21 protein-coding genes are annotated in these 18,087 nt (G+C 39.9%); 11 read left to right on the top strand and 10 right to left on the bottom strand.

Annotated features, from left to right (window positions below; all coding sequences use genetic code 11):
* Positions 1–228 precede the first annotated feature (228 nt).
* Together F891_RS09700 and F891_RS18555 are read right to left on the bottom strand one after the other, a co-directional pair.
* Complete coding sequence (locus F891_RS09700) at positions 229–753, bottom strand: TIGR00645 family protein (RefSeq protein ID WP_005263365.1); 525 nt, start codon at positions 751–753, stop codon at positions 229–231.
* A complete protein-coding gene (locus tag F891_RS18555; protein WP_410110854.1) occupies positions 747–842 on the bottom strand; it encodes a hypothetical protein in 96 nt (31 codons plus the stop codon). The genes F891_RS09700 and F891_RS18555 overlap by 7 nt, the downstream gene beginning before the upstream one ends.
* A 172-nt stretch (positions 843–1,014) precedes the next feature.
* On the opposite strand from F891_RS18555, the gene F891_RS09695 reads away from it, so the two are divergent.
* Positions 1,015–1,989, top strand: a complete 975-nt coding sequence (locus F891_RS09695; protein ID WP_005103529.1) for a calcium/sodium antiporter — start codon at positions 1,015–1,017, stop codon at positions 1,987–1,989.
* A gap of 161 nt (positions 1,990–2,150) precedes the next feature.
* On the opposite strand, the gene F891_RS09690 is transcribed toward F891_RS09695, so the two are convergent.
* Positions 2,151–3,083: an IS5-like element IS17 family transposase gene (locus tag F891_RS09690; RefSeq protein ID WP_000743272.1), complete on the bottom strand. Its 933-nt coding sequence runs from the start codon at positions 3,081–3,083 to the stop codon at positions 2,151–2,153.
* A 263-nt stretch (positions 3,084–3,346) separates the two neighbouring features.
* On the opposite strand from F891_RS09690, the gene F891_RS09685 reads away from it, so the two are divergent.
* From F891_RS09685 to F891_RS09675, 3 genes are read left to right on the top strand one after another with little or no spacing between them, the layout of a single operon-like run.
* On the top strand, positions 3,347–3,625 hold the full coding sequence (locus F891_RS09685; protein WP_005263364.1) for a hypothetical protein: 279 nt from the start codon (positions 3,347–3,349) through the stop codon (positions 3,623–3,625).
* 24 nt (positions 3,626–3,649) lie between these two features.
* Positions 3,650–5,788, top strand: a complete 2,139-nt coding sequence (locus tag F891_RS09680; RefSeq protein ID WP_005263363.1) for an AAA family ATPase — start codon at positions 3,650–3,652, stop codon at positions 5,786–5,788.
* Positions 5,789–5,800: 12 nt separating this feature from the next.
* A complete protein-coding gene (locus tag F891_RS09675; RefSeq protein WP_005103527.1) occupies positions 5,801–7,078 on the top strand; it encodes an McrC family protein in 1,278 nt (425 codons plus the stop codon).
* A gap of 122 nt (positions 7,079–7,200) precedes the next feature.
* On the opposite strand, the gene F891_RS09670 is transcribed toward F891_RS09675, so the two are convergent.
* Positions 7,201–8,073 (bottom strand): competence protein CoiA family protein, encoded by an 873-nt coding sequence (locus F891_RS09670; RefSeq protein WP_005103526.1) that lies wholly within the window; start codon positions 8,071–8,073, stop codon positions 7,201–7,203.
* A 103-nt stretch (positions 8,074–8,176) separates the two neighbouring features.
* On the opposite strand from F891_RS09670, the gene F891_RS09665 reads away from it, so the two are divergent.
* The 3 genes from F891_RS09665 to F891_RS09650 all read left to right on the top strand — a co-directional run bounded on the left by F891_RS09665 (position 8,177) and on the right by F891_RS09650 (position 10,957).
* Complete coding sequence (locus F891_RS09665) at positions 8,177–9,166, top strand: hypothetical protein (protein WP_005103524.1); 990 nt, start codon at positions 8,177–8,179, stop codon at positions 9,164–9,166.
* Positions 9,167–9,199: 33 nt separating this feature from the next.
* A complete protein-coding gene (locus F891_RS09660) occupies positions 9,200–9,886 on the top strand; it encodes a metallophosphoesterase (protein ID WP_005103523.1) in 687 nt (228 codons plus the stop codon).
* Between the two features lie 834 nt (positions 9,887–10,720).
* Positions 10,721–10,957: a hypothetical protein gene (locus tag F891_RS09650; protein WP_034436202.1), complete on the top strand. Its 237-nt coding sequence runs from the start codon at positions 10,721–10,723 to the stop codon at positions 10,955–10,957.
* Between the two features lie 7 nt (positions 10,958–10,964).
* On the opposite strand, the gene bioB is transcribed toward F891_RS09650, so the two are convergent.
* The 3 genes from bioB to queG all read right to left on the bottom strand — a co-directional run bounded on the left by bioB (position 10,965) and on the right by queG (position 13,502).
* Positions 10,965–11,966 (bottom strand): biotin synthase BioB, encoded by a 1,002-nt coding sequence (gene bioB / locus F891_RS09645; RefSeq protein ID WP_005106532.1) that lies wholly within the window; start codon positions 11,964–11,966, stop codon positions 10,965–10,967.
* A gap of 133 nt (positions 11,967–12,099) precedes the next feature.
* Positions 12,100–12,303: a hypothetical protein gene (locus F891_RS09640; RefSeq protein ID WP_004278929.1), complete on the bottom strand. Its 204-nt coding sequence runs from the start codon at positions 12,301–12,303 to the stop codon at positions 12,100–12,102.
* Positions 12,304–12,407: 104 nt separating this feature from the next.
* Positions 12,408–13,502, bottom strand: coding sequence for a tRNA epoxyqueuosine(34) reductase QueG (queG, locus tag F891_RS09635; protein WP_005103516.1), 1,095 nt, complete (start codon positions 13,500–13,502; stop codon positions 12,408–12,410).
* 23 nt (positions 13,503–13,525) lie between these two features.
* Between queG and F891_RS09630 the strand changes: the two genes are divergently transcribed.
* Together F891_RS09630 and F891_RS09625 are read left to right on the top strand one after the other, a co-directional pair.
* Positions 13,526–14,983: a bifunctional ADP-dependent NAD(P)H-hydrate dehydratase/NAD(P)H-hydrate epimerase gene (locus F891_RS09630; protein ID WP_005103514.1), complete on the top strand. Its 1,458-nt coding sequence runs from the start codon at positions 13,526–13,528 to the stop codon at positions 14,981–14,983.
* 10 nt (positions 14,984–14,993) lie between these two features.
* A complete protein-coding gene (locus F891_RS09625; protein ID WP_005103512.1) occupies positions 14,994–15,266 on the top strand; it encodes an acylphosphatase in 273 nt (90 codons plus the stop codon).
* Between the two features lie 3 nt (positions 15,267–15,269).
* Here F891_RS09625 and ruvC read toward each other — a convergent pair whose 3' ends face one another.
* Positions 15,270–15,815 (bottom strand): crossover junction endodeoxyribonuclease RuvC, encoded by a 546-nt coding sequence (ruvC, locus tag F891_RS09620; protein ID WP_004278925.1) that lies wholly within the window; start codon positions 15,813–15,815, stop codon positions 15,270–15,272.
* Between the two features lie 125 nt (positions 15,816–15,940).
* Between ruvC and F891_RS09615 the strand changes: the two genes are divergently transcribed.
* Positions 15,941–16,507, top strand: a complete 567-nt coding sequence (locus F891_RS09615) for an FxsA family protein (protein WP_004278924.1) — start codon at positions 15,941–15,943, stop codon at positions 16,505–16,507.
* A gap of 118 nt (positions 16,508–16,625) precedes the next feature.
* Complete coding sequence (locus tag F891_RS09610; RefSeq protein WP_005103510.1) at positions 16,626–17,264, top strand: LysE family transporter; 639 nt, start codon at positions 16,626–16,628, stop codon at positions 17,262–17,264.
* Here the strand turns inward: F891_RS09610 and F891_RS09605 are convergent.
* Complete coding sequence (locus F891_RS09605) at positions 17,248–17,454, bottom strand: hypothetical protein (RefSeq protein ID WP_005103508.1); 207 nt, start codon at positions 17,452–17,454, stop codon at positions 17,248–17,250. The two genes, F891_RS09610 and F891_RS09605, sit on opposite strands and share 17 nt — an antisense overlap.
* 144 nt (positions 17,455–17,598) lie before the next feature.
* Positions 17,599–17,847: a hypothetical protein gene (locus F891_RS17430; RefSeq protein ID WP_005103506.1), complete on the bottom strand. Its 249-nt coding sequence runs from the start codon at positions 17,845–17,847 to the stop codon at positions 17,599–17,601.
* Positions 17,848–18,087 lie beyond the last annotated feature (240 nt).

Genomic DNA, 18,087 nt, shown 5'->3' with positions numbered 1-18,087 from the left:
CTGCTACTAAAAAGGTTGGCTGCTTATTTTTAAGTTTTGTTAAAATCTCTATCTCTGTTAGACGTTCATAGATCTTGATTAGATTACCATCAGGATTTTAATGCACAAGTCACATAAACACTCATCATACTAATGTCATCGAATAAGGTTAATAAACTAGCTCATGCCATCTACGCTCCTTTGCGCCTATTTGCGTAAATTAATAAATAGATTTCTATTGAGCTTTTTTTAATGTTTTTTAGTATCACCAACAATCTTGTCCATCAAGGCAAACAATAGGCCTGAAAGTACAAACGTCATATGAATAATCACTTTCCACATCAATCTATCAGCATCACCCTCGCTCATATCTTTGGGTATATCCATAAATGATTTAAGAAGATCGATAGCAGAAATGGCAACAATAGCACCAATGACTTTAAGTTTTAGGCCAGAGAAATTAGTTTTTCCCATCCATTCAGGACGATCCTCATGACCCCCTGTATCAATTTTTGAGACAAAAATTTCGTAACCACTGAATATAATGATGAGTAACAAACTTGCGACCAATGACATGTCGATAAGAGCTAACGCACCAACGATCACATCGGCTTCAGACGCACTGAGCACATGGGTGATCATATGCCACATTTCTTGGAAAAACTTGATAAATAATAAAATAATACCGAGCACTAATCCCAAATAAAATGGGGCTAGTAGCCAACGGCTATTAAATATGATTTTCTCTAATCTTTGCTCAGTTTTCTTTAGCATATGGATATCTTAAGGTTTTTGATGGTATTAATTATAAGGCTTAATATGATGACAATCACATCATTGGTAATCGCAAATGCACTAATCATGCTTTCAAGACTGAATGAGACATTAAGGACTTCAAAGTATAAAAAACAATAATACCTTTCCTCATAATTGCGCTGGTTGCTTATGCTACTATAAAACTGAGCCTTCTATTGCTCAATTTTTTATGCCCATTTTTCTTAACGATTACTCTAATTTTTATAAGGAAACGCACTGATGTGGTTAGCAATGCTAGCAGTAGTAGTAGTAGGTCTAGCAATCTTGGTTTGGAGTGCTGATGTTTTTATTGATGGTGCCGTCGCTTTAGCTAATAAGCTGAATGTACCCAGCTTTTTGATTGGTGTCATCATTCTAGGTTTAGGCACTTCAGCACCAGAGATGATAGTGTCCATGTTAGCTGCTTTAGAAGGTAGCCCTGGGCTGGCATTGGGTAATGCTTATGGTTCTAACATTGTTAATATCGCCTTAGTATTAGGCGCAACGGTATTAATAAGTCCAATTATTATCCGAAAAAGTATTATCAATCGTGATATGCCTTTACTACTGTTGGTGACGGCAGTAGCTGCTTGGCAATTAAGCGATGGTGTCTTAGGTAATACCGACGGTATAGTATTGATAGTGCTTCTAGTCGTTGTCTTAGGCATACAAATCATCTTGAGCCTGCGTGAAGGCAACCACGAACATGAAGACGATACTGTAGAAGAAACTGCAAAGGCTGAACACAGTATGGCACAAGGTTTAGGTAGGTTATTTCTTGGTTTGTTCGTATTAATACTAAGCTCGCGCGCTATCGTTTGGGGCGCTACTGAACTTGCTACTTTATGGGGCTTGAGTGAGCTTATCATTGGTCTCACTATCGTCGCTATCGGTACGTCACTGCCTGAATTAGTTGCGAGCTTGTCGGCCGCACGTAAAGGTGAGCATGATATGGCTTTGGGTAATATTATAGGCTCTAACGTTTTTAATACTTTAGGAGTCGTAGGTATAGCAGCACTCATTGCGCCTATTACTCCGAGTAGCATTATTCTGTCGCGTGATATATTAGCGATGAGTCTCTTAACCTTACTACTGTTTGTGATGTGTCTATTTGCATTTAAAACCAAGCGTGTATTCGGTCGTACTTCTGGCACTACTTTAGTACTATTTTTCGTCGGCTATACTGTCTGGTTAATTCAGACGGTCAGTCTGTAGCAAGTTACTAATAATCACCTACGTTTGATTCGACAGTTTACAGTTTCTAATGATCCGTCATAGATTTTCATGTAACTACCTAGGCGTATTCAAAGTGATAGTATTGGAGGGCTTTGTTGCACAAAGATTTGAAATGCAAAGCGCCCCTAATTGAGCCAAATTTAAGGCGTAACTTGGGTAAGTGGTCGACCTAATTCCGTAAATCTGTTGAGGACTGCTACACGTGCATGAATTTCATTCACCTGACTAGGAAAGCTTCTTGCCATTAATTTATCGCCTAATAATTTGATGCAATGCATCTTGGTTTCCACCAAACTGCGCCGATGATAGCCTGACCATTTTTTCCATAATGTCCTGCCTAAACGTTTAACTGTTCGAAGTAATTCATTTCGCTCTAGCGAGCTACTCTTTGTATCTTTCCATGGTTTCGCATTTTTTCTAGGTGGAATCACCGCATGTGCTTGCCGATCTGCAATGACCTGACGGCATTGCTTGGTGTCATAAGCTCCATCGGTATAAACAGAGTCAATCTGCTCATCTTGTGGAATCTGATTAAGTAAATCACCAAGCACCTGTGAATCACTGACATTATTGGTTGTGAGCTGAATAGCGCGTATTTGTAGGGTTTTGGCATCTATACCAATATGTAGTTTACGCCATTGGCGACGATATTCAGCTCCATGTTTCTTGCGTTTCCATTCGCCCTCACCTAGAAACTTCATGCCTGTAGAGTCTACGAGTAGATGCAGCCCATCGCTACTTTTTTGGTAGCTGATTGCAATATCAATATGCTTTTGTCTTCTACAAAGCGTACTGTAATCTGGTGCGGTCCAATTTAATCCGCAAAGTTTAATCAGACTTTGCACAAAGCCAGTGACCATACGTAAAGATAGACGGAATAAGGATTTAATCATTAAGCAGCATTGGATAGCTGCGTCGGAGTAGGTTTGATTTCGCCCTTGTTTGCCTTTTGATGGAGCATACCATTGCGTAGCAGGATCAAACCAAATGGCAATATTTCCGCGACTCATGAGTGCTCGGTTATATGCGGGCCAATTGGTTGTGCGGTAGATTTTGTGTGTAGGCTTCTTCATTTGAAAATTATATCGCTGAAAAAGCCTTTACAGATAGGTTTGTGCAACAAAGCCGTATTGGAGATCATGGTTTGGACCGTTAGACCACAGAGGTTAAAGCGACAGAAAGCTTAGTTGAATATCAAACCTAAAAACGCGTTAGTCAAGATGATAGCGCGCAAGAGTATATAGAGGCTCATCCTAAGCAGACCTATCTGACACCAACAGAAGCAGATGAAATTTTAAATGCAAAATATCCTGATCAATATATCAGTCGTCAAAAGATGACTGTTGTTACCAATGAGGTTGGACGTGAAATTGCATTGGTACTGACGGGTTCAAAAGCAAGTTTCTTTATTGAAATAGATCCTGAAGGTTGTACGGATTATAGATTTCAATTCAAATCCACGAAAGAAGTTCCTAACGGAAAATACTCTGAGCATGATGGGCGGCATAGTGGATTAAAATCACAAAGTAAAAACTTGTGGTTAGGTAATAGAGCTTATTATATCGAGATAGAATCGGCTCAAGAACTTGAGGAATTCTGTGATTGGTATGAATAAGAAATACATCAATCTCACGCTACGGTGCTTGAGCGCAAAGTAAAGGAATTTTTAAAGTTTTGGCCAATAGACCGTTTAAAAGACCTTACACTTGAGCACTACCACCAAGCTAAAAATAAAGAATGTTTTATTACGCAAATTGACAGCTTTGATCCAACACAAGGCGATCCTACCTTTGCTTGTTATTTTGATATTTGGGAGCCTATAGGCCTAGGAGATAACGACAAATATCATAATGAAAAGCCGTATTCATGGAATAAACGGCTTGGGGATGATGCAAGTCTCGCATTTGAAACACTCAAGCAAGAAATACTTGAGATTGTAGATGCAGCTCAGCGCCGTGACTTAAAGGCAATTGACCAAATTCAGTTTACTAAAGGACTGAAGTGGACGATTGCATTTTTATATCAGGATTTTAACGATCCTTTCATCATTCCAATTGTGAGTAAAGTGAATACAAAACGTATTGGCTATGATCATCTATACCCTAAATTACCACTTCCAGAGTTTTTACCTCTTTTATTGGCTGATAAGGGAGAACAGCAATTTTTCCCTTATGTAGAAAAGCTTTTTGCGATGGTAAGAAAAGGCTACCTGGATAACAAACAAAAGAAACAGCAAACTGAAGAATTAATGGATGAAGTCATGACTCAACAACCTTTAAACCGTATCTTATTTGGCGCTGCGGGTACAGGTAAGACATTTCATACAATCAACCATGCACTATCCATTATTGAAAATAAAACCCTTGAATCATTAGAGAATGAAGATCGCACGGTGCTCAAAAAACGGTTTGATGAATATAAATCTCAAGGGCAAATCAAATTTGTCACCTTTCATCAAAGCTTTAGCTATGAAGATTTTGTAGAAGGGATTCGTGCTGAAACGGATGATAAAGGAAATTTAAAATATCCGGTTAAAGCAGGGGTATTTAAAGAAATCGTTGAGTTGGCTAAAGGAAATGTTCAATCCAATATTGAAGATGAAATTGACCTATCAAATAAAAAAGTCTGGAAGATGTCTTTGGGGAAAGCAGGGATTGAAGATGACCTGTACCGCTCTTGTTTAGACAATAATGTCATTCTGCTAGGATGGGGGGATGCAGTTAATTTTAGTAAGTGCGAAAATATACAGTTCATCAAGAGTAAATTAGCTGAAGTTAATTATCCTAAAGACAGTGAAGATACAGCTGCTGGTTATGTGAATACTTTCAAGAATAAAATTCAGAATGGTGATTTAGTCGTTATTACTGATGGGAATTTGAAGTTTAGAGCAATTGCTGAGGTTACAGGGAATTATGAGTATGATGAAAATCAGGAGTTTGGATATCATCAGCTCAGAAAGGTCAATTGGCTAAAAACTTTTTCACCAAGTTTGAAAAATGAGGATTACTTTAAGAAAATTTTCTCTCAATCAACAGTCTATAACTTAGAAAATGCTGTTGATAAATCGAAGCTATCAGCTTTGTTACAGCCAGAAGCTAAGCATTCAAGTAACTTAGAAAATAAATATGTATTGATTGTTGATGAAATCAACCGAGGTAATATTTCACGTATCTTTGGTGAATTGATTACTTTAATTGAAGCTTCAAAACGTGAAGGAGCAGATGAAGCTTTATCTGTAACTTTGCCATATTCTAAAAAAGAATTTTGTGTGCCTGATAATGTTTATCTGATTGGGACGATGAACTCATCTGACCGCTCTTTAACAGGTTTAGATATTGCCTTGCGCCGTCGCTTTACCTTTATTGAAATGCCTCCAAAGCCAGAATTACTAAATGATGTGAATGTCGAAGACGTAGATGTTCAACAGTTACTAACGGTCATTAATCAACGTATTGAAGTCCTGCTGGATCGTGATCATTGCATTGGTCATGCTAATTTCATGTCATTGAAAGATCAGCCAACCTTGCAAAATCTCGCAGATATTTTTAAGCAGAGGATTATTCCACAGCTTCAAGAATACTTTTTTGATGATTGGTCAAAGATCAATATGGTCTTAAATGCCAATGGCATGCTTAAACCAAAAGTAGTGGAAAAATCAGCTTTATTCCCTAATGTCGATACTGGTTCAGAAGGCTTCTTTGAAGATCAAAAAACCTGGGAATTAGTTGATTCCACATTTGATTCAATTGAAAGTTTTACTAAGATCATTAAGCATTAATCGGGGATATCTATGCCTGATTTTACAGTTCGAGAATATGCCTTCATCAGTATCGCTTATGAAGGCTGTCCTAAGTCGACACTAGACCATGCTTATATTTCTGAGTCTGCCTTTGAGCATTTGTGTGAGTTGGCTGCATCCTTTTCAAAGCACGGCGCGAAAGTATTTGAATTGGCAGGTCGAAGAAAGATCAAGCTAGATCAGTATGTGGGTGTCATTGAAACCAAATGTGGCACACGTATTGAAATACTGCCGAAGCATGTGGAAATGAGTGGGACTGATGATCAAAGTATCATTCAGCAAGAACGTAGACTGCTTCAGAAAATGCTCAGTGTTTCTTTGCATTTACCCTACCGTGAAGCGGGTGCGGCGAACCTAAATCGCTTTAAACAGTCACTGCATGAGTGGATTATCAGCCAGTTTTTAGCCTCTTTTGAACGATTGGTTCAACGTGGCTTACGTTTTGACTACAATCGAGTTCAGGAAGAGCAGAAATTCTTAAGAGGGCAGTTGCAGCATGTAAAATACATGCGCCAGCCTCCTTCTAAAAGGCATATTTTCCCAATCGAACATGATGTATATGAGGTCAATCGCCCTGAAAATAGGCTGATTCGTACCGCATTGGAAATCGTCTGTAAAAAGGCTAAAGATGCGAGTAATTGGAAATTAGCGCAAGAACTCCGCCTGATGACGGGTGAAATACCACGAAGTCAGAACATAAGGCAGGATTTGAGACAATGGCAATCAGGACGCTTACTTGCGCTCTATGATGAGATTAAGCTTTGGACTGAGCTAATCCTTGGCGAATATATGCCTGTATCAACGTCCGGTGAGTGGCGTGGTATGAGCCTGCTGTTCCCAATGGAAAAGTTGTTCGAGCACTACGTGGCCTATCATCTGCGCCGTAACTTGCCTGAATCCAAGGTCAAGACACAGCATGCGATGGAACATATCTGTAAACATCAAAATAGCAATATCTTCAAACTCAAGCCAGATATTTTTATTGAGCGATCTGATGATAAAAATATTGTCATGGATACCAAATGGAAGTTGATTGATCAAAGTGATCGTAGTGGACGATACGGTTTAAAAGACAGTGATATTCAGCAGATGTTTGCTTACAGTCACTTTTACTTAGAACATGAGAGCGAAGTAATATTGATTTATCCTTATAGAGTTGAAAAGTTTAATCGGCCTTTAGATGAGTTTGAGTTTAGGCAAACGGATGGTGCAAAGCTGCGAGTCGTACCATTTAATCTGGATGAGCCAGAAAATTTTAAAATTATTTAGTCTTTTATCTTGTGAGGTTAGTACCATATTTGGGACTTAAAGCTACTTTTTAGCTAGATAGGTCCCAATTTAAGTACTTATCATTTGTCGTGATTAGACAAGTATTTATGGGTAATATGCCTTTATTCATTGAGTTCTTTGAGTCTTTGTAAAACCTGTTCCGAAAATGGGAGCCAGTAGTTCCAAGATTTATATGTAGGATTGTATGAGCCGCGTCCTTCACGTTTCCATTCTTTTAGCATCGCAGTGATTGCAGGGTTGTATGCACTATTTACTGAAATCATACCACTAGCAAAATGGCGAACATTAAGGTGCATGCCTTTAACTTTAAATTTATAGTCCTGCCAATTCGGACTGGTGTTCTGTAGTTCAGGCGTTACTGGTAGTGTGGTGGTTACTTTGAAGGAAGTAGAAGCTATTTGTTGCTGAGTGGATTGTTCTTGCGGAAGTGGGTAAATCCATTTTCTATTGTCTAGGTTCTCGAGGATTTGCTGTTTGGCTTCTGTACTTGGAATTGCAATATCATTTTTAAGAAGTGATGATAAATCGACTTCAATACATTTTGATTTAAAAACCTCAATGCGTTTTAGTTTTTCAGCATCAATAAAATGAGTGACTGCGATCTCAATTAAAATAGGTTCGCCATCAAAATAACCAATAAGGTCAGGGCGAATTAAACCGAGAGAAAATTCAGGTAATAATTTTTCGAAGGTCCACCATGCAGCTTCACTATCTGAGTCAGGTAGAGCAGGAAGCATAAGTCCCATAGATTCAAGAATAACCTCTTTGGCATATTTATGTAGTACGGATTCAGAGTTAATCGTACAGCTTACTTTATTACTTGCATGAGCAAAATGATGTTCCTTAATCTCACCTTTACGAGCGATAACGGCTTCACCGCATTCAAAGCAAGTACACTGGCAAGCGAGTCCACGTTCAACCTGCTCAATATTAACCAATTTATTATTTTCGTTTAATGCAATATGCATCGTCATGACTAAAATCCTTAGTGAAGTTGATTTACTCACTCACTATGCTTATGGTCTAATTCTGATAACACTGTATAAACGGGGTATATACGGGTATGTGGGGGTTTAAGTGTTTGAATTAAAATTAAAAGTTTTTTCAATTTTATGGAATGTGCTCAAGGATGATTTAGCACAAAATAGGGCTTATGAATGCTTAAAGGTAATGTGTGCTGCGACGCTTGGGCTATTAAAGGGGCAAGTTGATGATCATGTTGCCTATTCAAGGTATAAATTGAAGGCAGCTGTAGATGGGAAGCTTTCTGCGGATAACGTAGATCCAAAAGAATTAGGAAAATGGATCAATGAAAGAAAACTGAATGAATACCTTGAGCGTTTAAGTTCTAAGCATATTCAAAAATTTTCCGAAATCGGATATGTGCCGGTTGTACGCACGAACGACACTGTTGGTGGAAAAGGTAATGAGCGTCTTTTTTGGTTGGACATTCAAGAGACTGTAATTGAAAGTGTTGATGAAAAATTAGTAAATGAGGAAGATATTGAGTACATCACTTATGAACGTGTAGATTCTTCAGCAATAAAGATGTCGTGGTTTTATCGATTTATATTTAAGAATGGTGAAATAAAAAATAAAAGTATAAGAGGACTGTTTATGCTGATAGTTCTCTTTGGCGGTTTTATTTCATGGGCTTTATATATTTGTGCATTTTCAATAGTTTTAGTACGTGAAGGACAAAACTTCACGACACTTGATTTGTTATTTATAGTCTGTCTAATTGGATTTTCTTACCTATCATTCAAATATTGGTTCGTTCCAATGTGGAATTTACCGGAGCATCGTGTCATTAAAGCACCTATGACGTTTATTTCATTAGCTGAAGAACATGCTGATATTGAGATGTATCGTGATAGAGAGCGTAATCAATTAACACGTGTAACTCGGTTTAGAGGGATATGTCCTATTTGTTCAGCAGAGGTTGTACTTAGAACTGGCCAAACTGATCATAATTTGCCATTAGTTGGACGTTGTGTAGAAAGTCCTTTTGCGCATGTGTATAGCTTTGATCGAGTGCTTATGATTGGAAAGCTGTTAAGTCGGTAATGATATTAAAATTAAGTGTGAAGAATTAAGTCAATGAGCTATTCTCCTATTTGTACAATCAATGCAAATCAAATGGATAATATATATGTGGTTGGTGATTTACATGGCTGTTATAGCCTGTTGATGCAGGAGCTCCAAAACATTAATTTTGATTTTCAAAATGATGTGCTTATTTGTACTGGCGATCTTGTAGATCGAGGTGAAGAAAACTTAGCATGTATTTCCTTATTGGGTGAGCCATGGTTCTATACGGTGCGTGGTAACCATGAGGAAATGTGTATAAAGTCACTTCATGACTCTAAAATTAGAGATATTCACGCACGTAACGGTGGAGAATGGTTTTATCAGTTATCCCAAATACAGCAACTAGAAATTATCGAGCGTTTTAAGCAATTGCCTTTAGTAATCGAAGTTCAATTGGAACATAAAAAGATTGGTGTGGTACATGCTGATATTGATATACATGATTGGAATGCTTTCAAGCAAGACATTGCAAAAGGCGACTATAAAATTTCAGGTGTAAGTTCTGCTTATGCTAATGCGCTGTGGGGGAGAGGACGAATTCGTCAGCATTACGTTCACTATGATGTTGTCGAAAATATAGATGAAATTTATCTAGGACATACCATTGTAAAAGAGCATACTAAAATCGATAACTGCCATTACATTGATGTTGGTTCCTTTTTTACCAAGAAACTTTGTATTGTAAAAATCCAATGAATCTGGCGATGTGGTAGGGGAGTTTGGTGGTAAATAAAGTTTAATTGATTAAAAAATGAACATTTAAACCATGTATCCTAGCTTGTATCCTGTAATTTTTTTAAAGTAATTAGTGTAATAAAAACAATAGGATAGGTGATAGTTTTTGTCCGTCTGGGCCCACCATATAAAACAACCCCTTACGTGCATTAATCGTAAAGGGTTTTTTGTTTTTGGATATTATGAAATCTGAAGTAAGCAATTCACTTAATTGATCGTCGTTCTTATCTCGAAGGGCTTAAAATGGGTTGCCTCCACTGATAATGAACTTTTCTAGTTTGCCTTTCAATAAAGATTCTTCGTTACCAGCTTAATAAAAAAGCATCTCCCTCAGATATTACTTTTGTTATCTAAATTCCATAAACATCCTCTTTAATCAAAAAAAAGTTCATATTTATGAAATAATTGTGATGTAGTTCAAAGAATATCTGCAAAAAAAGTGAAAAGTAGATGAAATGCATTTTACAACTGAAAAAATTATGCTAATTAATATGAGATGATTTTTTAGTCAAAAATCATGATGTTTCAGGACGGAATATCTTAAGAAGCGTATTAAAAAAATGATTAAACAGGAGTTTCAATGATGCTTCAGCTTTTAAGAAAATTGTTTTGTTTGCATATTTATGAATATGAGCAAATGCAAGAAATCGGGGAACACAGGGAGTGTCGTAAGTGCGGTACGAATAAGGACTAAAGTTTTTGCAAGAAAAGTGAGCAATGGCTCACTTTTTTATGCTTGTTATGGGCTAATTTCCGTTAAAATTAAAGGGAAATTTCATCACGATGAACAGGCATATGAGTAAAGATTTTCATGCAGATACCTATATCGTCGACAGCAACCTGGCAGATACGCTGCACTGGCTCAGCCTGCATCAAGATAGTTATGACTCCTTTAGCTATGATGCAGTCACGCAAGCGCTGATGGTGCATCATGCCAATGGAGTAGATCAAATCCGAGTCGGAGATTATCTGAATGCCCGTTATGGCATTTTAATTACTGCACATAACTTTTCTGCGAGTTCATCAAGTTAAACAGTTGTTAGCTTGCCATGGCATCTGTAGCCAGACTGCGAACACTCGGTTTTGGCTGTTCTGCAACTAAACCTAATTTTGCAAAAAGTTGCTGATCTCGACTTTGGGATGTATTAGGGGTCGTCAGCAGTTTTTCACCAGAGAAAATAGAATTGGCACCAGCCATAAATGCCAAAGCCTGATCCGAATCGCTTAAGGATTCACGCCCTGCAGAAAGGCGAATATAGCTTTTAGGCATCAACAAGCGTGCTACGGCAATGGTACGAATCCATTCAATCACATCCAGTTTTTCTACATCTGCCATCGGTGTGCCTTCAATCGGCACCAACATATTAATTGGCACAGATTCAGGATGGATTGCCAGAGTTGCAAGCTCATATAACAAACCAATCCGGTCATCACGACTTTCGCCCAGACCCACAATACCGCCACTACAGACTTTCATACCAGCTTGACGCACATGATCCAGAGTATCCAGACGATCATCAAAGCTACGCGTGCTGATGATATGTGAATAGTATTCACGAGAAGTGTCCAGATTATGGTTGTAATAATCCAGTCCTGCATCTTTCAAGCGTTCAGCCTGTGATCCATTTAGCATCCCCAGTGTCATGCAGGTTTCCAGACCGAGTGCTTTAACTTCACGTACCATTTCCAGCACATAAGGCATATCGCGTTCATGCGGGTTGCGCCATGCAGCCCCCATACAAAAGCGTGAACTGCCTGATGCCAGCGCCTGTTTGGCTTCCTGAATCACTTTATCGACTGCAATGCGTTTTTCAGCTTCCAGTTTGGAATCATAATGCGCTGATTGTGAACAGTATTTACAGTCTTCAGGACATTTACCGGTTTTAATCGAAAGCAGGGTGCTCACCTGAACGGTATTCGCAGTGAAATGTTCACGATGAACCTGTTGCGCCTGGAACACTAAATCCATTAAAGGCTGTTGATATAGAGCTTGTATTTCTTCACGTGACCAATCATTACGTACCGCATCACTACTGTTCATCTCTTTCCCTATCTGTGCTTATTTATCATTCGGTTCATCTTAATAAAAATAAGCTTTTGCTTCACTAGCAAAATATGACCTTATATAAATGACAAAGCCCACACGAGGTGAGCTTTGTTTTTCAGTTGCCAGATTATTTATTACTGTGATTTCCATGAATATCCTGGCCATGCAGATCACTACGGTGCTGCTTGTTAAACACGCGCTGATCCTGTTCATGCTGATTGTTTTTTGGGGAATTAATCGGGCCATGTTGCGGCTGCTGCTGTTGTTGCTTCTGCTGGTCATGCTGAAGCTGCTCCAGCAGTTCTTGATTTGGATTTTTTGATGACATCATCTTTCCTCCACTTCATTTCTGACTATTTTTATTTATGCCATAGTCTGAAACATGGGTGTGTAAGGCTTTTAAGTGAAACTGTGACGCTAGGTAAAGATGGAAAATTAACTGGATTTTGCCAGTTGTTCTTGAATAGCCCAATCGATATGTACCTGCACAATTTCATCATGTTGATTACGCTGTTGCTGAAGGGCCGGAATAATCTGCCCATCAAAGGGTGCATTGCCCAAACCAATGGCGATATTGCGCATAAAGCTTTGATAACCCGTACGACGCATCGGACTGCCTTCAGTCGCACTTAAAAACGTGGCTTCATCCCATTGCCATAAATCCAGTAAACTTACTTGATCCAGTCCATGCCGCGGATGAAAATCCTCTATCGAGGTCACTTGGGCAAAACTGTTCCATGGACATATCAGCTGGCAATCGTCACAACCAAAAACCCGGTTACCAATTCCGCGTCGCAAATCTTCTGGAATAATGCCTTTATATTCGATGGTCAGATAGGCGATACAGCGGCGAGCATCTAACATATAAGGCTCGACAATGGCTTGAGTCGGACAGATGTCGATACACGCAGTACAGGAGCCACAATGTTTGGTCGCGGGTTCATCAAAGGGCAGTTCCAGTGAAGTAAACAGTTCACCCAGTACAAAGAATGAGCCTGATGTTTTATGAATCAGCAGGGTGTGTTTACCTGTCCAGCCCATGCCGGCACTTTCAGCCAGCGATTTTTCAAAAATGGGTGCAGAATCCGCAAAAGGACGTGATTCAAAATCTCCGATTTTTCCCCGGATTTTTGTCGCCAAGGTTTTCAGGCGACCGCGCATGGTTTTATGATAATCCCGGCCACGAGCATAACGCGCGATAATGGCAGAGTTGGGTGCATAAGGGATATAACGTGGTTCTGGTGCGTCGACCAGATAATCCATACGCACACAGATAATGCTACGTGTGCCGGGAACCAGTAAGGCGGGATTGGCACGTTTTTCCAGATTCTCTTCCAGAAACTTCATGTCACCATGATAACCACGATCCAGATATTCCTGTAAGCGTGCTAATTCTGCTTGAGCATCTGGTTTGGCAATGACACAATCAGAAAAACCCAATTCTAAAGCCTGCGCTTTAATCCATGCTTTTAGCTCGGCTGGATCTTGTTGATAAACTTTAATTTGCGCTTGAGAATCGGGAGTTGCCATAAACCAAAGACAGGGAATAAGAAATGCAGCAACAAGTTTACCATAGCCGTGATCTACAAGCATGGGAGCAGCGCTGGTTTCAACAGCAAAATAGTTCCTACGGTTTAATGCAACAAGTCGCCTGGGGGATTAGTCAGCGGCTGATCACTTTATTTTCCCAGCAAAAAATAAAAAAAATCGCTGTCTGCTGTGGTCAGGGTAATAATGCCTGCGATGGCTATCTTGTGGCCAAATATCTCAAACAGGCGGGCTTCAGTGTTGATATTTATGCAGTTGATTTGGGTAATTCCAAAGATTTAGCATCGGCTGTGCAGGAAGCTCAGCAAGCTGGCTTGCAGCCTTATTCGCATTTTGATTTTCAATCTGAATGTGAGGTCTATATCGATGCCTTATTCGGAATTGGTCTAAACCGTCAGCTGGACTTTGACTGGCAAAATGTTATTCAAACGATCAATCAGCAAACTGGATTAAAAATCTCAATTGATATTCCGAGTGGATTGGATGCCAATACCGGCCAGCCTTTGCCTGTTGCGATTAAAGCTGACTACACTTTCACGGGTTTAGGGCTTAAGGCAGGACTGTTTACCGGACAAGGCAAAGAATATGCGGGCAAGATCGAACTGATTTCTGCTATCCCGACAGATACTGAGCTTCAACCAATTGCTTGTCTTTCATCACATCAGATTCAATTGCCGAAGCGTGAAGCCTTTGGTCATAAAGGCAGTTATGGTCATGTCTTGGTTGTAGGTGGTCATGCCGATATGGGGGGGGCAGTGATCATGGCAGCAGAGGCAGCATTTGCTGCCGGAGCAGGTAAAGTGACGATCGTCTGTGATGCAAAACACCATACTGCGATTTTGTCACGTGCACCAAATATCATGCTGCGTGATATCAATCTTTTAACTCAGGAGCAACGCCAAGCACTGATTCAGCAGGTCGATGCAGTCTGTTTTGGCATGGGATTAGGTCGTGATTCTTGGTCAGAGCAACAATATACAGCTTGGTTTGAGCTGACTCAGCAATCTGATCTGGAGGTTGTTTTGGATGCGGATGCCTTATGGTTTCTGGCCAAGCAGCCTCAAGTTTTGAATTCCCAGACTTATGCCACACCACATCCAGGAGAAGCTGCAACTTTGCTAGCATGTAGCACTGCGGAAGTTGAAATGGATCGGATTGCAGCCATTCATGCCCTGCAACAAAAATATCAGGGACAGTGGGTGCTAAAAGGTTCAGGCAGCCTGATTCTGGAAGAAAGGCTTTACATCTGCAATGCTGGGAATGCTGGTATGGGCACTGGCGGAATGGGGGACGTGCTGGCTGGCATGATTGCCAGTCTAAAGGCGCAATTTGCACAAAAAATTCATTTGCATGAAATCGTAACTTTACATGCACTTGCAGGTGATGAATTGGCCAAGAATGGTGAACGCGGTTTACAGGCTCAAAATATGAAATATGCGATTTATCAGGTGGTGAATCGTTAAGGAGAATAGTGTGCCAGTCATCAAACTGAATATTTCAGGCCAAGTCCAAGGAGTTGGATACCGTTACTGGTTTGCCGAGCAGGCTCAAGCACTTGGACTGAAAGGATATGTGAAAAACTTGAGCACAGGTGAGGTGGAGGCTGTTATTGTTGGAACAGACTCCCAGCTTGACGAAATGATTGCACGAAGTTGGCAAGGGCCTGCTCGTGCAACTGTACAAGCGGTTATTCAAGAGCATCTGGAATCTGACCTAGATGTTCAAGACTTTAAAATATTGCGCTGAACCTTAGCGACGACGGCTGCTGACACGACTCCGGCCGCGTGCCATACCGCCTAGAGCATTCAACACCGCCATTTTACTCATACTGCCTGAAGCATGAGCATGACAAATGGCAGCAGCTAAGGCATCGGCAGCATCCTGTTGCGGTTTGATGCTGAGTTTTAGAATATTCATCACCATCATCTGCACCTGTTCTTTATCGGCAGCACCATAACCTACTACCGACTGCTTGATCTGGCGCGCGGTATATTCAGCGACTTTCAAATCCAGATTGACCAAGGCAGCAACAGCAGCACCACGGGCTTGACCGAGTTTTAAGGCAGAATCCGGATTTTGTGCCATAAAGACCTGTTCGACCGCAGCTTCAGTGGGGCCATAAAATTTTACAATGCGCTCCACGCCGGCAAAGATGCGTTTTAAACGTTCAGGCATTTCTGTCGTTTCTGTTCTGATGGTGCCGGCATCAACAAAAGTCAGTTTGGAGCCGTCTTTTTCGATAATTCCGTAACCGGTTAAACGAGAACCGGGGTCAATCCCAATAATTAATGACATGCCCGCACTTTAAAAATAGAATAATGCCCATATTGTTACATAAGCGTATCAAAAAAGCTTGATCCTGATGAAGCAGTTGATTCCAGCATCCTATTATTTATTTTACTGAGATTAGATTAATTTTCATGAAATTATTTCTTATTATCCTTGCAGGCTTAATCCTAGAAGTATTTGTCTGGATTGGCGTGGGTGACCTCGTCGGGAGCATGTGGTACGTATTTTTCTGGTTTGTAGCCGCATTTTTTATTGGTATGAATCTGATCCGTAAATACTCGGCCGGTGTCATGCCACAGATGCAGCAAATGCAGATGGGACAGATGAGTGCAGATCCTGCATTAACAGGAAATTTACCTAAAATTCTGGCAGGTTTCTTTCTGCTTATTCCTGGATTGATTACCGATGTATTAGCTGTATTGATGCTCATTCCAGCGGTTCAGCAGGTCTTTAAGGCGGCCATAATGAAAGCGATGATGAAACGTCAGCAACTCATGATGGAAAAAATGATGGGTGGCATGATGGGCGATATGGGTGGGGCACAAGGCCAAAATCCATTTGCCGAGATGATGCGTCAAATGCAGGATATGCAAAATCAGCAATCAGGTCGCGGCGATTCCACCATTATTGATGGTGAAGCGCGTGAAGTAAGACCTGAGGCGAAAAAAATTGAAATGAAAGATATCAATCCGAAATAATTGTTTTCTTTAAAAAAACTCTATTTAAACCGAATCTGATGATTCGGTTTTTTATTGGAACTTTCTAATGTCTTTAAACAAACGTTATAATATATTTTTATAAATTTACCTTATTTTAATGTCTCTGCTTTTTACGATCTGTCTCCTACATTTTGTTGCTCAACTAAGTCCCGGTCCCGATATTTTGCTCATTGCCAAAAGTGCCGCATCCACCACACGCCAGAATGCCCTGAAAATTATTGCAGGGATCTCTGCTGGTATCGTGGTTTGGGTAATACTGACACTTGCGGGTTTTACTGTTTTAATTGACCAGTTTCCATGGATTCAACAGGTATTGATGGTGCTCGGTGGCATGTTCCTGGCGAAGATGGGATGGGCCATGTTAAAGGGTGGTGTGCATAGCTTTAAAAATAGACATCAGGCCGACGACGATACAAATGGACAGGTACAAGCTAAAAACTATTTTATGTTGGGCTTATGGACCAATCTTTCTAATCCCAAAACACTGATCTATTTTAGTAGCGTATTTTCACTGGCCTTAAGTTCGTCTGCTTCTGATTATTTGAAAACACAGCTGGCAGTGATTATTCCTTTGCAGACCTTTATCACCTTTGCTTTATTGATGCTGTTGATTTCCCAACCAAAAATTAAAACCTTGTACCAGCGTTCGGGGAGTTATATTGATATGATTTCAGGCGGACTATTTCTGCTATTTGCATTGTGGTTATGGTATGACGCACTTATTCTGATGAATTAAGTGGTATATCTTCATTTAATACTGGAGATATTGGTGAGGTCGGGGCAGGAGAGGCTGAGTTGTCTAGTGTTTTAACCGCCGTTTGATAACGATTAGGCTTTAAGGTGGTTTCAGTATTTTCAGAGCCTTGATAGCTACGGCTACGGTTGGCACGTTCGCGCAATCCACCTTTTTTAATTAACTGAACCATGGCACATCTCTCATTCAAATCCACAACTATTGTAAATCAAATCTGGATTTGATGAGGCTATTTTCCGCATAGCTATTTGAATTATTCAAGAGTAATAAAAAGACCTGTTTGAACCAACAGGTCTTTGCTGTGAGATGAATGAAATTAGCGAAGTCTTTTATCTTCTTCTTTTAAAACGTCCAGTATAGAGTGTTGTACGGGAACTTCTTGTTGTGACTGCACATACAAATGCACCACTTTAAACACAATTGCTGTAACGAGACAGGCGATTACACACAAAACCCAGAAACCAAAAGGGCTGCGAATATGATGTGAGCCGCAGTTTGAGCATGATTTTTCTGTAGAGTCGACTACTTTTTCACAGCAGGCACAATGATACTGGTAACGTAGCATGATGATCTCCTTGAATTCACAGCATTCCAGTGAATAATTTATTTTTCTAATGTACATCAGCATTTTTTACACATTAGATTCTAAATCAATGCATGAACTATGCCTATGGGGTTTAACAAAAAAATTACTGAAGCATTGTTTGCATAATAAATATACAGTTAAAAATAATTAATTTAACAGAATTTTTAGAGCTGACGAGTGATGTTGTTTGAACAGTCTAGATTCTGTATAAACAATCAT

Source organism: Acinetobacter sp. CIP 101966 (assembly GCF_000369725.1).
Taxonomy (GTDB): domain Bacteria; phylum Pseudomonadota; class Gammaproteobacteria; order Pseudomonadales; family Moraxellaceae; genus Acinetobacter; species Acinetobacter lwoffii_Q.
The sequence above is the reverse complement of the archived record's forward strand: the minus strand, read 5'-3'. Positions and strand labels throughout refer to the sequence as shown.

Coding starts and splice junctions, on each gene's coding strand:
- F891_RS09610 (WP_005103510.1), top strand. CDS start 16,626: ATGTCTCTGCTTTTTACGATCTGTCTCCTACATTTTGTTGCTCAACTA.
- F891_RS09700 (WP_005263365.1), bottom strand. CDS start 753: ATGCTAAAGAAAACTGAGCAAAGATTAGAGAAAATCATATTTAATAGC.
- F891_RS09640 (WP_004278929.1), bottom strand. CDS start 12,303: ATGATGTCATCAAAAAATCCAAATCAAGAACTGCTGGAGCAGCTTCAG.
- F891_RS09670 (WP_005103526.1), bottom strand. CDS start 8,073: ATGACGATGCATATTGCATTAAACGAAAATAATAAATTGGTTAATATT.
- queG (WP_005103516.1), bottom strand. CDS start 13,502: ATGGCAACTCCCGATTCTCAAGCGCAAATTAAAGTTTATCAACAAGAT.
- F891_RS09615 (WP_004278924.1), top strand. CDS start 15,941: ATGAAATTATTTCTTATTATCCTTGCAGGCTTAATCCTAGAAGTATTT.
- F891_RS17430 (WP_005103506.1), bottom strand. CDS start 17,847: ATGCTACGTTACCAGTATCATTGTGCCTGCTGTGAAAAAGTAGTCGAC.
- F891_RS09605 (WP_005103508.1), bottom strand. CDS start 17,454: ATGGTTCAGTTAATTAAAAAAGGTGGATTGCGCGAACGTGCCAACCGT.
- F891_RS09675 (WP_005103527.1), top strand. CDS start 5,801: ATGCCTGATTTTACAGTTCGAGAATATGCCTTCATCAGTATCGCTTAT.
- F891_RS09660 (WP_005103523.1), top strand. CDS start 9,200: ATGAGCTATTCTCCTATTTGTACAATCAATGCAAATCAAATGGATAAT.
- F891_RS09695 (WP_005103529.1), top strand. CDS start 1,015: ATGTGGTTAGCAATGCTAGCAGTAGTAGTAGTAGGTCTAGCAATCTTG.
- ruvC (WP_004278925.1), bottom strand. CDS start 15,815: ATGTCATTAATTATTGGGATTGACCCCGGTTCTCGTTTAACCGGTTAC.
- F891_RS09650 (WP_034436202.1), top strand. CDS start 10,721: ATGAGTAAAGATTTTCATGCAGATACCTATATCGTCGACAGCAACCTG.
- F891_RS09685 (WP_005263364.1), top strand. CDS start 3,347: ATGACTGTTGTTACCAATGAGGTTGGACGTGAAATTGCATTGGTACTG.
- F891_RS09690 (WP_000743272.1), bottom strand. CDS start 3,083: ATGAAGAAGCCTACACACAAAATCTACCGCACAACCAATTGGCCCGCA.
- bioB (WP_005106532.1), bottom strand. CDS start 11,966: ATGAACAGTAGTGATGCGGTACGTAATGATTGGTCACGTGAAGAAATA.
- F891_RS09630 (WP_005103514.1), top strand. CDS start 13,526: ATGCAGCAACAAGTTTACCATAGCCGTGATCTACAAGCATGGGAGCAG.
- F891_RS18555 (WP_410110854.1), bottom strand. CDS start 842: ATGATTAGTGCATTTGCGATTACCAATGATGTGATTGTCATCATATTA.